We start from the raw sequence: 14,588 nt of genomic DNA, 5'->3' as shown, positions 1-14,588 counted from the left end.
ATCCCGTGATGCTGTTCGTAATCTTGACTGCAAGCTCTGAGCGGGATTTGAACCCGCGACCTCGTCCTTACCAAGGACGCGCTCTACCCCTGAGCTATCAGAGCGCGCTCACCGGCTTTCGCCGGTCCTGCAGAGCGGGAGACGGGACTCGAACCCGCGACCCTCAGCTTGGAAGGCTGATGCTCTAGCCAACTGAGCTACTCCCGCCTGGAACTCATTCTTTTACTAAGCCAACTACACCCAATGGTGGGGGGAGGATTCGAACCTCCGAAGGCTAAGCCAGCAGATTTACAGTCTGCCCCGTTTGACCGCTTCGGTACCCCACCATATTCCGTCCCCGAAGCCGTCCGGCCGGGACACTCGTTCGACCTTTCCGCGAACCTGTTACGTGGAAAAGAGCCGCCCCCAAGATACTGAGGCGGCTGTTTTACGATCGAGCTTAAAAAGGTAACCGGCCCCCATAGGAGCGTAAAGGGCAGAAAAGTCCGTAAAACAGGGAAATACTCAGTCTCTCGATCCAGGTTATTGTGGCTCTGTCGGCTCTTCGCACTCTAGGAGACTTCGGAAGCTGGCGAAGGGACTCGAACCCCCAACCTGCTGATTACAAATCAGCTGCTCTACCAGTTGAGCTACGCCAGCACTAAGACCGAAAAAGCTAACGCGGCCAATCGCCCGGTCAACGCAGGATATCTCCGATTAAGTGACGGGCCCGCAGCTAATTGACCACCTTCCACCGGGTTCCCCCCGCCCCATCCTCAAGGACGATGCCTCGCGCGGCGAGTTCGCCTCGGATCGCATCGGCGGCAGCGAAGTCCTTGCACGCACGTGCGTGCGAGCGATCCTGAACCTTCTGCTCGACCCAGCCCGCGAGATCATCGTCGACGGACCGCGATGTCCGCGCTACCTCCAGCAGCCCGAGCACCTGATCCATAGAGCGAAGGGCGTCCATGGCTGCCGTGCGATCGGATTCCGAAACGGTTGGTTGCGCCTCAAGAACCGTGTTGACCTCTCCCACAAAGACAAAGACCGCAGCGAGTCCCTCTGCCGAGTTGAAATCATTATCCATGGCGGTGCGGAACGTGGCGACGGCCTGATCTGACAATTCGGGCAGCCGGGACGAGCCCGCCCCATCGTCCACAGGCGCCGCCTCGAGCCGCGCCTCGAAGTCGAGCAGCCGCTGGACAGCAGCGCCTGAGGCATCCAGACCCTGGCGTGTAAAGTTGAGGTCGCCTCGGTAATGCGATGAAATCAGCAGGTGGCGAATGGCCGCAGGATCATGCCCTTCCTCAAGTAGCTCCCGCACCCGAATGAAGTTGCCGAGCGACTTGGACATTTTCTTGCCTTCGACGAATAGATGCTTCACGTGGAGCCAGTACCGCACAAATGGCTTTCCCGTTGCCCCTTCGGACTGTGCGATCTCGTTCTCGTGGTGAGGAAAGACGAGGTCCTCGCCCCCGAGATGCATATCCAGGGTCTCGCCCAACTCCGCGGTGCTCATGACCGAGCATTCGAGGTGCCATCCGGGTCGGCCGCGGCCCCAGGGCGAATCCCACGCGGCTCCGACCTGTTCGTCGTCTTCCGTCGCCGCCTTCCACAGCGCAAAGTCCCGCGCGTCTTCCTTCTCATACTCGTCGTGCTCGACTCGCGCGCCCACAATAAGGGTCGAGGTATCGATACCCTTCAGCTTCCCGTACTCGGGGAAACTCGAGATCGAGTAGTAAACAGCACCATCCTCTGCGGCGTACGCATGGCCGCGCTCAATCAGAATCGAAATGAAGTCGACCATCGCCTCGATATAGCTGGTCGCCCTCGGGTAGCTGTCGACCGGACGAACCCCCAGCGTCTTGCAATCAGCGAGAAATGTCTCGCCGAAAGGGGCGGTATGCTCGGTAATGGAGGTGCCGGCGCTCCTGGCCGCCGCAATGACCTTGTCGTCTACATCGGTGAGGTTCATTACGAACCGGACGTCCAACCCGCTCCACTCCAGATGTCGATGGACGAGGTCAAAAAACAAAAACGTCCGGAAATTTCCGATGTGTGCGTGATTGTAAATCGTGGGGCCACACGCGTAGACGTGCGCTCGTCCTTCCTGGAGCGGGACAAACGCATCAAGGGAGCGAGTCGCGGTGTTGTGGACCTTGAGTGGCATTCGAAAACGTCTGAAAAGAGTGGGTACGATTCACACGGCGAAATCTCGCCGGCGAAGGCCTCAGGAGGCCAGTCTGGCTTGGTCGATCTCTCGCAGGACCGCAGCGAGCGCAGCCGCAGGGTCAGTGGCTTGGGTAATGGGGCGACCGATCACCAGGTAGTCTGCGCCCGCTGCCAACGCATCCGCAGGGGTGGCGATCCGGTTCTGGTCGCCTGCATCGCTCCCGGCAGGACGAATCCCGGGCGTCACGATCAGGAAGTCCTCACCGAGGTGTCTGCGTATCCAGGACGCCTCGAGGGCCGAAGCGACCACGCCGTTCATCCCCGTGTCACACGCGAGCACGGCTAGTCGTCCTACTTCCTCCCGAACCGACCGGATCTCTCGGGCCCATACGGTGCTCATCTCATCCGGGCTCAGAGACGTCAGCACGGTGACACCGAGCAGTTTCAAGTCTCCCCCACGAGCCTTCGCGGCCGCCTCCATCATGGATGGGCCTCCTGAAACGTGAACAGTCAGAAGGTCCACGCCCAGCTCGGAAGCCACAGCAACGGCACGACCGACGGTATTGGGGATGTCGTGCAGCTTGATGTCGAGAAAGACCTGTTTCCCTCTCTCGACCAGATCGCGCACGACATCAGGGCCGCTGCGCGTGTAGAGTTCGAAACCAACCTTGTAGAAATCGGCCTGGTCTCCGAGTCGGTCGACGAGAGACATCGCGGCCTGCTTGGAAGACACATCGAGGGGGACGATGACGCGGCTCATATCAATTCTTCTCTGTTCTTTGAATCAGGTCTTCCCAGGCACCGACTCCGTGCCGTCGCCCCCAGCGTGACAGCCCCCTGGCCAGCTTCGGCCCGGCGCCGGGCTCCGCGAAGGTAGCGGTGCCCATCTGGATGAGTTGGGCACCCGCCCGGGCGTAGGCCACGGCGTCGTCCGGCGAAAGAACGCCACCGACGCCCACGAGTGGGAGATCCGTGGCGCCCCGAGCTTCACGCACAGCCCGAAGACCGGCAGGTCGCAGCGCCGGACCGCTCATTCCTCCCTGCCCCGCTCCCAGTTCAGGTTTGCCAGAGCCCGAATGGAGAAGCAGGCCCGGCAAGGTGTTCACTAGAGTCAACCCATCCGCTCCGGCCTCGGCCGCTCTGCGAATGGTTCGTGACAGTGCAGGATCGTTGGGCGCCAGCTTGGCGAGGATCGGCCGTTCCGTGCGAGCCCGACACCCAGACAGGATTTCCGCGACCGCGTCCGGGTCTAGCGCGAAGGGAGGTCCGCCCCGTTTCGCGTCATTCGGGCAGGACAGGTTGACCTCGAACCCGACGAACCCATCCTCCGAGTCGAAGCCCTCGATGAGTGTGTAGAACTCTTCAGCAGTATGTCCCGCCACACTCACAAAGACTCGAGCCTTCTGCACATTTTTTGCAATCCAGGGCAGTTTCTCCCGACGGACGCCTTCGAGCCCCGGGTTCGCCAGACCCACCGAATTGAGCATGCCCGCGGCGAACTCCGTGACGCGCGGTGCTGGATTCCCACTTCTGGGCTCAACCGTAACCGATTTGGTAACGAACCCACCGAGGGCTTCCAGGTCGAGGACCTCCGCGAGCTCCATGCCAAAGCCACAGGTACCCGCGGCGAGAAGGACCGGATTCTGAAATTCCACGCCGAAGGCATGGGTCTCGAGTTTCACTCGTTCGTCAGCTCCTTGATCCGCAACTCAAGCTCCTCTTCCAGTTCTTCGAAGCCGGCGGAGGTCCCGCCGTGCGCGGCAAGAACGTAAGGACTCGCGCGGTGTCCCTCCAGACGTCTCCTCAACCAGGCTCGATCACCCTCCTCCTTCGAAACCTCAAGCGCATCAAGGAGCGATTTCGGCACCCATGGCTCACCGGGAGATCCATCGACATAAGCAAGGAACAGGCCCCGTGCGAGGTACTCTGCCCCGAAGTGGTCTCGGGCAACCTTCCGCCGCCGGCGACCAGGGCGCCGGCGAACTTCATGGGGCCTCCGGCGCGCTCCCGGTGCCGGGCGGGTAACGTTCGAAGAAGCGGAGGACGGCATCTCCGATCGCACGAGCAGAATCCGAGTGGAAGTCCTCTTCAGCCAACAGGCGAGCTTCGGCCGCGTTCGAGAGGTACCCCAGCTCGACGAGGATCGCCGGCATCAACGCATTGGTCAGAACGGCGAGCACACCCTGCTTCACACCACGATTGGGCCCGGGATGAAAGTCGTTCAGTTCCTCCTGGACGAGGGTAGCGAGACTCTCAGACCAGTGGGCGTGATCATAGTTCTTGAGATCACGGAGGATGAAATCGATATCTGCGAGCTGTTCCTCGTCCCCATTCCCCTGGTTCATGCTCAGGGGCGCGTTCTCAATAGCAGAGACTCGTCGTTCGTGTTCCGTGCGAGCATCGGAGAGAAAGTAGGTCTCAAAACCACGGGCTTCCCGCCGCGCGGGAAACGAGTTCGCGTGGACCGACACGAAAATTCCGGGGCGTTCGCCCTTCGCTTCGGTGGCGATCTGCCCGCGATCCCAGATATCGACGAAGGTATCGTCGTCCCGGATCATCACCACTTCAAGATCGGGCTCAGCTCGAAGACGCTCCGCGAGAAGTAATGCGACGCCAAGCGCAACGTTCTTTTCCCTAACGTCACCAAGTCCAAGGGCGCCAGGGTCTGCTCCGCCATGCCCAGCATCGATGACCACCACCCGTGTACCATCGTACGCAGACGGGCCAGCATTTAGCACAGCCTCGGGACGGTTCATCTCCGGAGGGTTGTCCTCCGGCATCGAGACCTCGGCCTCCGACTCGGCGACCGCTGCACCCGCGACCGTGGTTGCAGCCACTCCCACTTCGGCATTGTTCGACGACGTTTCGGCCGCGATTACAGCCCGCTCTACGTCAGGGGTGACTTGAATCACCCCTGGGATCGGATCTCCCAGCAATGAGAGTTCGCCAGCGCGGAGGAGCGAACGCTCGCCCGTATAGTCATAGAGCCCCGGCAGGCGGCGCGGCAGGAAATCCGTGAGAAACTGCAACGGCACGTAGGCTTGGGGGCCGGCCCGGTAGGGGGCGTTGGCCATCTGAAGAACCACACCGTCCCACCGGAAGAACGGCGAACCGACCCTCATGGAGACAGCAATCTCGTTGACCGCCGAGAGAACGATCTCGCCTTCCTCTTCGGCTACCGTCCATCCGAGTTCCTCGAGGAGAGAAAGTCGAACCGCCGCATAACCCCGATCGAGCTGAACCGTGACAGTCTCGGAGGACCCGTCACCACGTTCCACCACGAGGCTGGGCCGAGCTTGCGCAGCGAGTCCCGACACTTGTGATAGCGCTGCAGTCGTAACGAGGACTACAGCCCAACGCATCGCGCCACTCACTGAGCGCTAATCGCGCGCTGGGCCTCTCGATCCTGCTGTCGCCGCTTCAGCGTCTCGCGCTTGTCGTACAGGTTCTTTCCGCGAGCGACCCCGAGAGAAATCTTCGCGTAACCTCGAGAGAAGTAGATCTCGAGTGGCACAACGGTGAGCCCCTTCTCCTCCGTCTTGATGATCATCTGTCTGATCTCTTGCCGGTTAAGGAGGAGTCGTCGAGGTCGCACCGGATCGACGTTGTTTCGGTTGGCCTGCTCATAGGGGCTGATGTGCAGGCTATGGAGCCACACCTCTCCACTGTCGACACGTGCGAAGGCATCCTGAAACGCGACACCGCCAGAGCGGAGCGACTTCACTTCCGGACCCTTGAGTTCCATGCCGGCTTCGTAGGTCTCGAGGATTTCGTATTCGTGACGCGCCTTACGATTTCGGGCGACGATCTTTCGCGATTCCGGGCCGCTCATTTCTCTAGCCTCATGCGTCGTCCTCGAACATCACAACCCTTACTCGACTCGCTTTTAGCATCGTTGACACCTGCGCGACTTCACTGCTCAGGATAAACACCACTGATTGGTAATAGATCCAGAAAACAAGGACAGCGCCGGGCGCCAGATTCCCGAGCATCGAAGAATAATTCGCCGTCTCGGTGGTGCACCCGGAGAACCCGTTTCGAGGGTTCGTGGCTGACCGCTGCGAACATCGCCGCAATCGCAACCCGAGCCGATGCCAACCGTGCGAGTCTGCATGTGCCGGTAGAGGAGCATCCAGAATGGTGAAGCTTCACCGCGCGTTGATAGGGCCAGCGCTCAGTGAATCAGTCGTCGGACTCTTCAGCCGCTGCCGTCACAGTTTCTCGCGCAGCGCCTAGGCCCGCGCGGTACGCAGCCTTCGAGCGTTCCAGCTTGTCCTCAAGGTCTACTCGAGCATCGACTGCGGCATCACGGCCGGCCGTGACTGCGTCACGGACTTCGTCGACCCGAGCGGTAACGCCATCTCTCGCTTCGTCGAGGCGCTCTTCCAGTTGACGTTGCGCTTCTTTGACTCGCCCTTCAGCGACCACTCGCAGCTTACGTGCCTGTTCCTTGAGTTCTTGCTGAGTCTCCTCCCCGGACTTCGGGGCGAAGAGCAGTGCGATCCCAGCACCGACGATGGCGCCAAGCAAGAACGACCCGACCCCACCGCCGCTTCCGCGTTCGATGACAATGGTAGGAACGTCGTCGTGGTCTCTCATGATGATCTCCGATCGGTCCGTGATTCACCCGGCAAGGCCAGGACCTTCAAAGTAACCGACGGGAGAGCGCATGGCACCCGCTACCGCACCCAGCGGGAGTCGGATTCCTCAAGCTCAGGTCGGTCCGCACCTGCCCCCCCCATCAATCCGTACGTGAGCCGCTTTCCAAGCTCAACGCCGGGTTGATCCATTGGATCGACCCCGTACAAGGCCCCCGCATAGACCGTTGCCAGCTGAAGAAGCATCAGGAGCTCACCGACGCTCTGGGCGTCGACCCTGGGCACCGTGAACGTTGCATTCGGTCGTCCCGCTCGGCGTAGTGCTTCAGCGGTCGCCGCGTGCTCGACACTCAGAAGCTCGCCGAGTGAATGGCCGCCTAGATAAGAGAGAGCACTGATGCCGGGATGGCGCTCAGGAATCGGCATATCAACGCCGACGTCATCGACGCAGACGAAGACGACCACTTTGTCGTGAGGGCCCTCCATAAGCAGTTGGAGCATCGAATGCTGATCTGTGGCGCCGAGCGCGGCCACCGGAGTTGGTCCCGTGTTCCGAGATTCGCCGGACATTGTCACAGCTTTTCCGAGACTTTCTGCCCAAAGCTGCTGAAACCAGCGCGCGACTGGAGCAAGGCGATCAGCGTACGGCATGAGCACGTGAATCGGACGGCCTTGCTCGGTATCAGCCTGATGCAGCAACACGGCGAGCAGACCAGCAGGATTTTCCGACAGGACGCTGGTCGCACAACGTTGCTCCATCTCCGCAGCGCCTTGGAGAAGCGCTCGCGGATCGATGCCGCACGCCGCAGCCGGGAGAAGACCGACGGGGGACAGCACAGAGAACCGGCCCCCCACGTTCGAGGGTACGGGGAGCATCGGAATCTCCTCGGCCTCACCGATCTGACGGAGTGCGCCGTGCTCGGGGTCCGTCGTGAAGAGAAAGTGCCCTCTCGCCTTGTCTGGATCGACACCTGATTCGACCCACTCTCGGGCAACGAGATACTGTGCCATCGTCTCTGCGGTCGATCCGGACTTGCTCACCACGTTGAACATGGTGCGCGCAGGGTCGAGCTGACTCAGCAGGGCACTGTAGGTGAACGGGTCTGGGTTGTCTACGATATGAAGGCGTGGGAAGTGATCCCGGCCTTCGTCATCCCGCGAGTTCCAGAACGGTCCCAGCAGAGCTTCTTTGAGCGCCGCAGCTCCGAGTCCGCTCCCGCCAATGCCGAGGACTACGACATCTTCGAACCACTGTGCATAGCCGTCGGCGATCTCGACTACCTGATCGACGGTTTCCGTCGCGTAGGGAAGGTCCAGGAAATCCATATCCCCCGTCGCACGACGGGCTTCGACAACCTCGTGAGCTTCGCGAAAGCGAACCACTAAGTCCGTTTCGAGGCGCTCGCTCGCGACGCCATTCTCGACGCGCTCTTCCATCAGATTTCCAAAATCAAAACGCAGACCGTCCATCAATCCATCTCCACGGTGAGTCCGTCGTAGGCCGCAGTGACGTCAGTCGGCAGCCGCGCTTCGAGTTCAGCATGTGTAACCCGATGCGTCAGATGCGTGAGGTAGGTCCTTCGCGCCCCGACCTCACGGGCAGCCTCGATCGCTTCTTCGATATTGAAGTGCGACGCGTGGGTCTTTTCGAACCAGAGCGCGTTCAGAACCAGGACACTCACGCCCTTCAGCGCAGCGACCGTCGCAGAAGGGAGCATCTTACCGTCTGTCACATACCCCAGTGAACCAACTCGGAACCCGTAAACCGTCACGTCTCCGTGCGGAACATCGACCGCGGTGAAGTCCCTGCCCACGATGGAGACGGTTTCTCCAGCGTCGTACGGCTCCACCTTCAGCCTCGGCTTCGAGCTATCCTGTGGCGGCTGAACAGCATCGTCGAATATGTATCGGAACTGCTCACGCATCGGCCCCACGTACTCGTTGGGAATGTATGCTGGCATATCCCCATTCCGGACGGTGAAGACACGCAGATCATCGATCCCATGTACGTGGTCGGCGTGATTGTGAGTGAACCACACCGCGTCGACCGAGTCGACTCCAGCATCGAGTAGCTGGAGTCGCAACTCCGGGGGAGTATCGACCAGAAGTCGTCCTTGCCCCGTATCCAGAAGCGCCCCGTGGCGGGTTCGACGATCCCTAGGGTCGGCCGAAGTACAGGCGGCACAATCGCAACCGACTACCGGAACCCCGAACGAGGTGCCTGTGCCAAGGAACGTGAGCTTCACTAGAGTCGGTCGAGGCGCATGTTGTTCGTCGAGCCCGATTCATGGAATGGAAAGCCGGCCGTGATCGCAATCGAGGCTCCGTTCTCTCCGACGCCCGCATCGACGACGGCTTTCTTGCCGAACTCTGACAGAGCCGCGTAAGAGACCTCTGTGGCATCAGCCAGAACGGGTCGGACACCCCAGACGGCTGCGAGCTGTCGATAGGTTGCGGGCTCCGTCGTGACCGCGAAAACAGGCACGGCTGGTCGATAGGACGAAACCAGCCGACCAGAGAACCCAGAACGGGTGATTACAACAATGGCGGGCGCTCCGATCTGGCGAGCGGCGTCGACCGACACCGCGGCCACCGCGTGCTCCCTAGGAGAGGCGCCTCCCCTAGTGCGCAGCCCCGGCCGCGTGAGGTAGCTGGGCCCGCGTTCGAGGAAGCCACTGCGTTCGATTTCCTCGCCGATCGACACCAGTGCGCCGAGCGCCTCCAGCGGATACTTCCCCACTGCAGTCTCACCTGACAGCATGACGGCGTCAGACCCGTCGAGAATCGCATTCGCAACGTCGGAAGCTTCCGCACGCGTGGGCCGAGCGTTCTCGATCATCGACTCCAGCATCTGAGTCGCGGTAATGACAGGCCGGCCATAGTAGTTGGCGAGCTGAATGATCCGTTTCTGGGCGAGCGGGACTCGTTCGAAAGGCAGCTCAACTCCCAAGTCGCCGCGCGCTACCATGACGGCATCGGTGACTGCGAGAATTTCTTCGATCGCCTTGAGCGCCTGCACCTTCTCGATTTTCGCGACCACCAGCGCCCGGCCCATCACACGCTCCTTCAGGTCGACGACGTCCTCGGGACACCGGACGAACGACAAACCGATATATTCCACGCCCTCCTCGAGCGCGAAGTCAAGATCGGAGAGATCCTTCTCCGTAAGAGACGGCGCCTTCACATTCACGGTCGGAAGGTTGATCCCTTTTCGACTCTTCAGCATTCCCCCCCGCACCACCGCGAGGAGCGTTCGGCTCCCGTCCGTCCCGGTGCATCGCAGCTCCAGTAGCCCGTCGTCCAGAAGGACGACGTCGTTGGCCGTGATTTCCTCGGCGAGCGGCGCGTAGGTGATCGGAATTTCCGTCCCCTCCGCCTCACTGCTGGGGGCCATGACAACGTTGCTTCCGACCACGAGCTCCATCGGCTCCGGCAAATCTCCGACCCGGATCTTAGGTCCGGACAGATCCACGAGCACTGCCACCGGCTGGCCCACCGTATCGGCAGCGGCGCGGACCGCTGCAATGGAAGCCCGATGATCGTCCCTGCTACCATGGGACATGTTCACCCGAGCCAGATTCATGCCACCGCGCACCATCTTGAGGACGGTGTCCGGCTCCGAAGTTGCGGGGCCCAGCGTGCAGACGACCTTGGTTCGAAGCATGCGCTAGTTGGGAAAAGAGATCGTCGGAAGGAACCCCAATTCTCGCCTGCCGCTACAGAGCGGGCAACACCTCGGGGCTGGCATACCGGGCCAGTTCCGATTTCCTTGTTTCGCGCATACACGCTTCCCATCCGAGCACTGCCGTCCATAACAGACGTGGGTGCCGAGGCCCCGTTGATGAGTCACATTCACGTTCGATCGCTTGATCAGGCTGATGAACTGGCGTCCGACCTTGCCGGTGCCGCGCGCTTTGCCCTCGACTGCGAGGCAGCTGGATTCCACCGATACTCGGACCGTCTCTGCCTTCTTCAGATTACGGTTGCGGGCCGGACCTGGGTCGTCGACCCACTTGCATTTGATCCGGCCGAACTCATTCGTGAGCCACTGGAGCGACCCGACGTGCAAGTCATCATGCACGGCGCAGACTTCGATTTGCGACTATTGAGCCGAGATCTTGGCATCCGGATGCGAAGCCTGGTCGACACGCAGATTCAGGCGGCCCTGATCGGCCTAGATGGACTGGGCTTGGCCGCACTGCTGGACGCACGTTTCGGGGTGAAGCTGTCAAAGAAGTATCAACGAGCGGACTGGGCGGAACGTCCCCTCACCGAGGGAATGCTCGACTACGCCGCCTCGGACACACGCCACCTAGAGCAACTCACCGACATGCTCGCGGAAGAACTTGAAGCGCTGGGACGCACCAGCTGGGCAGAAGAAGAGTGGCTCGCCCTGGAAACCGTTGCCGATGAGAGATCGGAAGCGCCAGAGCCCGTCGACCCGGTGACCCGCGTGAAGGGTGCCCGAGATCTTTCCCCGAGACAGACCACCGCATTGCGTGAAGCCCTCGTATGGCGAGACGAGATCGCTCGCGTACGCGACCGCGCAACGTTTCGGGTCATCGGGGATCCTCCATTGGTAGAGGCGGTGGCCCTGGATCCGAAGCGGGTAGAGGATCTCATGGAAATCAAGGGTTTCCCGCGGGGGCTAGCGCGGGATGAAGGAAAGAATCTCCTGGGCAGGCTTCGAGCCGTAAAGGACATGGCGGACGACGAACTGATGCCCTACCCCAAGGGAATTCGGCGTGGACCGGGTCGTCCGCCTCCGGAGCTGGAGGAACTGGTCGACAAGCTCAAGGGGGGCCGAAATGCCGCAGCAGAAGAGGTGGGTCTGCCACGGGGCACGGTGCTGTCCAACGCTGTACTCATTTCGATTGCGCGTGCCGCGCCAAAAAACCGTGACGAACTGCTTCAGATTGACGGGGTTCGGAACTGGAAAGCGGACGTAGCCGGCGAGAGGATCCTGGCGATTACGTCGAAAATATGAACCGCAGCGCAGCTCCAGGCGTCAGGGCGCCGACTCTTCCTTCCGCTTGCATTCGATGCAATACCGGGCGTGAGGCAGAGCATCGAGGCGTTCGAAGCCGACGTCGGACGAGCAGGTATGACATGTCCCGAAGGTCTTCGGATCGGCGTACAGTCGACGTAGCGCTCCCTCTAGGCGGTGCAGATACCGTCCCTCTTTGGTCGCGAAAGCCGCGGCCTTCTCTCGCTCCTGCGCCTCCGTACCCTGATCTGCCATGTGATCGGTATACGAAGAGAAATCGGAGTCGCTTGAGTCGCGATCGCCGGTCTTGGCAAACAGACCGAGGGCCTTCAACGCACGCGCCCGCTCATCGAGCAAACGCTTCTCCAAGTGTTCAAGCTGCTTCTTCTGCAACGCCATCATACGCCTCACATGACCACGATTACCGTTGTAGCCTGATAAAATAATCATCCTGCCCGCAAGCGTCCACAGGGATGGACCCCACCGGGTACCACTGGGTAACCGTGGCCGCGTGACAACCTACTTGCCAGAAACCGAGACCCATGAGCGCTGAGACCATTATATGCCGCCGCTGCGGAGAGAACGCCACGAGGCTCGCGAAGGCACCGTTCCGGACCGAACTGGGCGAGCGAATTCAGGGCCAGATCTGTGGCGACTGCTGGAAAGAGTGGCTGCAGCACCAGACAAGCCTCATCAACCACTACGGGCTGGATCCAAGGGACCCGAAGTCACGCGCCTTCCTCTACGAGCAAATCGAACAAGTGCTCCTGGGAGACGGCGACGGCAAGGAAATCGACACGACCAAGCAGGGGTCGATCGAGTGGTAGCGGCCATCTAGCATACGGGGGGGTGTGGAGTCTCGTCGACGATGAGCTTGAATACATCGGGTCGTGCGTAGTGCCCCACCACATCAAAGTCGAAAGCGCTTCTCGCGAGCGCGGTGAGGTCGAGGTCCGCAAACAGAATGCCTGCCTCGTTCCACAACGGTGCTGCAAGCTGCTCACCGAGTGGCCCATAGATCGCGGACCCGCCGGCCGACAAGGTCTCAGGCCACGCCTGCAACTCGTCGGCAATCTCGAGGTCGGAGGGGTACATGTCCCGGTGCACGTACTGATTGCACCCAAGCACGAAACAACGGCCTTCCAGCGCGATATGCTGCAGCGTCGACTGCCACCGGTCCCGGGCATCGGCGGTCGGTGCAAGGTAGATCTTCACGCCCTTCCCGTACATCGCGGTGCGAGCGAGAGGCATGTAATTCTCCCAGCAAATAAGGCCGCCAACGATCCCGAACGGAGTCTTGACGGTCGTCAGCGTACTTCCGTCCCCCTCACCCCAGATCAGTCGCTCAGCGGCTGTCGGCTTCAGCTTCCGATGCTTGCCCAGCAGCTCACCGTCCGGCCCAAAGTACAGAAGCGTGCAGAAGAGTGTGCCCCCGCTGTAGGTGCTATCCCGTTCGATAACGCCCACGGCGAGATAGGCCGAAGCAGCCCGAGCCGCCTCCCCCATCGCCTTGGTTTCGGGGCCGGGCACCTGAATAGACGACGACCAGTAGCGCTCGAACGTACGGCGGCCGGCCTCTGAGCGACCCCCAACTGCTGTACCAAAGGCGAGTCCCCACGGGTAGCCGCCAACGTACGCCTCGGGAAAAAGAATCAACTTCGCACCGTCCGCAGCGGCCTGGGCCGTCATCGCACAGACGTTGTCCACGGCGGCTGGAGAATCGAACGGGGTGGCCGGGGCCTGAACTACGGCGACACGCACCTGACTCTCACTCACGAAGCTACTCCTCAGAAGCTTGCATCGAGTCGAACCCGACGCGGAACGGCGCCTCAGCGATACCGAGGCCCCTCAGCGGGCGAATCTGACGCTCGGCGGCATGTTCGCCAAGTGAGTCGCCAAGGGCAGGGCGAGGAACCACACCTCCTCAGCCCCCTGAGAAGATCAACTCTGTGACGACGGCGCCGACCATCCCGAGTGTTCCTGCGCTGACATGCTCGACGCGGTCCTCCAGAGAGTGCCAGTACGCGTTTTCAGGGCCGTAGGTGAAGTCAATCAGGTTCGCCGTAGGAATCCCGGCCTGAATGAGCGGCACATGGTCATCCGTCAGGTCACGGCCAACGGCAGTTGGAAAGTAGGCGCGATAGCCAAGACGCTCGGCTGAGCGCCATACTTTCTGCACGATGACGTTGGCCGCCTGAGCGGAGATACCCTCGACCGGGAAACTCGGATCGGCGTCACCCACCATATCGAGCAGAAGCCCATAGATCGGCCGGTCGTCGTCGCCGAGCGTCTCCGCATAGCGCTTTGCGCCCAGCAACATGTCGTCTACGGTCGGTCCATAATCCTCTCCATCGACAAAGAGCAGATCCACACCGAGGGGGGGCAGCGCGTCAGACAGCATCTCAGCCATGGCGAGCAAGACCGCGGTCCCCGAGGCACCATCATTCGCCCCAGCTATGGGGGTGTCCCAGTCGGCAGAGTCAGCTGCCTCATCGGCCGTCGGGCGAGTATCCCAATGGGCCAGCACCAGAAGTCGACGTGTCTGCTCCGGCGCGAAACGCGCCATCACGTTTGTAAGCACGAGCGAGTCGCCATTCGTGGTCACGTAATCGAACGTGTCCGCAACCACGACAGGCGCTTGGCGACCGAGGTGATCGAGCATCCAGTCCAACTGTGCCGCATGACCGGGCGTCCCGGGCACACGAGGCCCGAAGGCGACCTGCGTCCGCACATGCTCCATCGCGGCATTCCCATCAAAAGTGGGGCTACCAGGCGTCGGCCCGACGGGAGCGTCGCCACCGCATGCTGTGATGAACAGTGTGCAAGCAAAGGCGGTCCGACCGAGTCCACGA

Annotated in this window: 15 protein-coding genes and 4 tRNA genes; 2 read left to right on the top strand and 17 right to left on the bottom strand. The window is 61.3% G+C overall.

The features are described from left to right. Positions 1-32 precede the first annotated feature (32 nt). The 14 genes from OSA81_06090 to pyk form a co-directional block, all read right to left on the bottom strand. Positions 33-104 (bottom strand) — tRNA-Thr (locus OSA81_06090). 29 nt (positions 105-133) lie between these two features. Continuing rightward, positions 134-207: transfer RNA gene (locus OSA81_06085), tRNA-Gly, on the bottom strand. Between the two features lie 37 nt (positions 208-244). Next, a tRNA-Tyr gene (locus OSA81_06080) sits at positions 245-326 on the bottom strand. Positions 327-566: 240 nt separating this feature from the next. Then, a tRNA-Thr gene (locus tag OSA81_06075) sits at positions 567-639 on the bottom strand. 76 nt (positions 640-715) lie between these two features. Continuing rightward, a complete protein-coding gene (gene cysS / locus OSA81_06070; GenBank protein ID MDE0898567.1) occupies positions 716-2,149 on the bottom strand; it encodes a cysteine--tRNA ligase in 1,434 nt (477 codons plus the stop codon). Positions 2,150-2,209: 60 nt separating this feature from the next. Further along, on the bottom strand, positions 2,210-2,911 hold the full coding sequence (pyrF, locus tag OSA81_06065; GenBank protein ID MDE0898566.1) for an orotidine-5'-phosphate decarboxylase: 702 nt from the start codon (positions 2,909-2,911) through the stop codon (positions 2,210-2,212). Position 2,912: 1 nt separating this feature from the next. Then, positions 2,913-3,833 (bottom strand): dihydroorotate dehydrogenase, encoded by a 921-nt coding sequence (locus tag OSA81_06060; protein MDE0898565.1) that lies wholly within the window; start codon positions 3,831-3,833, stop codon positions 2,913-2,915. Beyond that, entirely contained in the window at positions 3,830-4,018 is a 189-nt protein-coding gene (locus tag OSA81_06055; protein ID MDE0898564.1) for a hypothetical protein, read from the bottom strand. The genes OSA81_06060 and OSA81_06055 overlap by 4 nt, the downstream gene beginning before the upstream one ends. A 118-nt stretch (positions 4,019-4,136) precedes the next feature. Further along, positions 4,137-5,513, bottom strand: a complete 1,377-nt coding sequence (locus OSA81_06050; GenBank protein ID MDE0898563.1) for an N-acetylmuramoyl-L-alanine amidase — start codon at positions 5,511-5,513, stop codon at positions 4,137-4,139. An 8-nt stretch (positions 5,514-5,521) separates the two neighbouring features. Continuing rightward, on the bottom strand, positions 5,522-5,983 hold the full coding sequence (smpB, locus tag OSA81_06045; protein ID MDE0898562.1) for an SsrA-binding protein SmpB: 462 nt from the start codon (positions 5,981-5,983) through the stop codon (positions 5,522-5,524). A 350-nt stretch (positions 5,984-6,333) separates the two neighbouring features. Then, positions 6,334-6,750: a YtxH domain-containing protein gene (locus tag OSA81_06040; GenBank protein MDE0898561.1), complete on the bottom strand. Its 417-nt coding sequence runs from the start codon at positions 6,748-6,750 to the stop codon at positions 6,334-6,336. Positions 6,751-6,830: 80 nt separating this feature from the next. Next, complete coding sequence (locus OSA81_06035) at positions 6,831-8,219, bottom strand: glucose-6-phosphate isomerase (GenBank protein ID MDE0898560.1); 1,389 nt, start codon at positions 8,217-8,219, stop codon at positions 6,831-6,833. Next, entirely contained in the window at positions 8,219-8,995 is a 777-nt protein-coding gene (locus OSA81_06030; GenBank protein MDE0898559.1) for an MBL fold metallo-hydrolase, read from the bottom strand. The genes OSA81_06035 and OSA81_06030 overlap by 1 nt, the downstream gene beginning before the upstream one ends. Next, a complete protein-coding gene (gene pyk / locus OSA81_06025) occupies positions 8,995-10,413 on the bottom strand; it encodes a pyruvate kinase (GenBank protein MDE0898558.1) in 1,419 nt (472 codons plus the stop codon). Before pyk ends, OSA81_06030 begins: the two co-directional genes overlap by 1 nt. A gap of 177 nt (positions 10,414-10,590) precedes the next feature. Here pyk and OSA81_06020 point away from each other — a divergent pair, with 177 nt between their 5' ends. After that, positions 10,591-11,736, top strand: a complete 1,146-nt coding sequence (locus OSA81_06020) for an HRDC domain-containing protein (protein MDE0898557.1) — start codon at positions 10,591-10,593, stop codon at positions 11,734-11,736. 21 nt (positions 11,737-11,757) lie between these two features. On the opposite strand, the gene OSA81_06015 is transcribed toward OSA81_06020, so the two are convergent. Beyond that, the gene (locus tag OSA81_06015) at positions 11,758-12,186 is read right to left on the bottom strand and encodes a TraR/DksA C4-type zinc finger protein (protein MDE0898556.1); all 429 of its coding nucleotides are present in this window, start codon (positions 12,184-12,186) and stop codon (positions 11,758-11,760) included. Between the two features lie 92 nt (positions 12,187-12,278). Here OSA81_06015 and OSA81_06010 point away from each other — a divergent pair, with 92 nt between their 5' ends. Further along, positions 12,279-12,563, top strand: a complete 285-nt coding sequence (locus OSA81_06010; GenBank protein MDE0898555.1) for an oxidative damage protection protein — start codon at positions 12,279-12,281, stop codon at positions 12,561-12,563. A 7-nt stretch (positions 12,564-12,570) separates the two neighbouring features. Here the strand turns inward: OSA81_06010 and OSA81_06005 are convergent, their stop codons facing one another. Together OSA81_06005 and OSA81_06000 are read right to left on the bottom strand one after the other, a co-directional pair. After that, positions 12,571-13,512 (bottom strand): carbon-nitrogen hydrolase family protein, encoded by a 942-nt coding sequence (locus OSA81_06005; GenBank protein MDE0898554.1) that lies wholly within the window; start codon positions 13,510-13,512, stop codon positions 12,571-12,573. A 148-nt stretch (positions 13,513-13,660) separates the two neighbouring features. Beyond that, a complete protein-coding gene (locus tag OSA81_06000; GenBank protein ID MDE0898553.1) occupies positions 13,661-14,476 on the bottom strand; it encodes a M28 family peptidase in 816 nt (271 codons plus the stop codon). Positions 14,477-14,588 lie beyond the last annotated feature (112 nt).

This window comes from Longimicrobiales bacterium, from assembly GCA_028823235.1.
GTDB lineage: Bacteria > Gemmatimonadota > Gemmatimonadetes > Longimicrobiales > Gaopeijiaceae > UBA2589.
The sequence above is the reverse complement of the archived record's forward strand: the minus strand, read 5'-3'. Positions and strand labels throughout refer to the sequence as shown.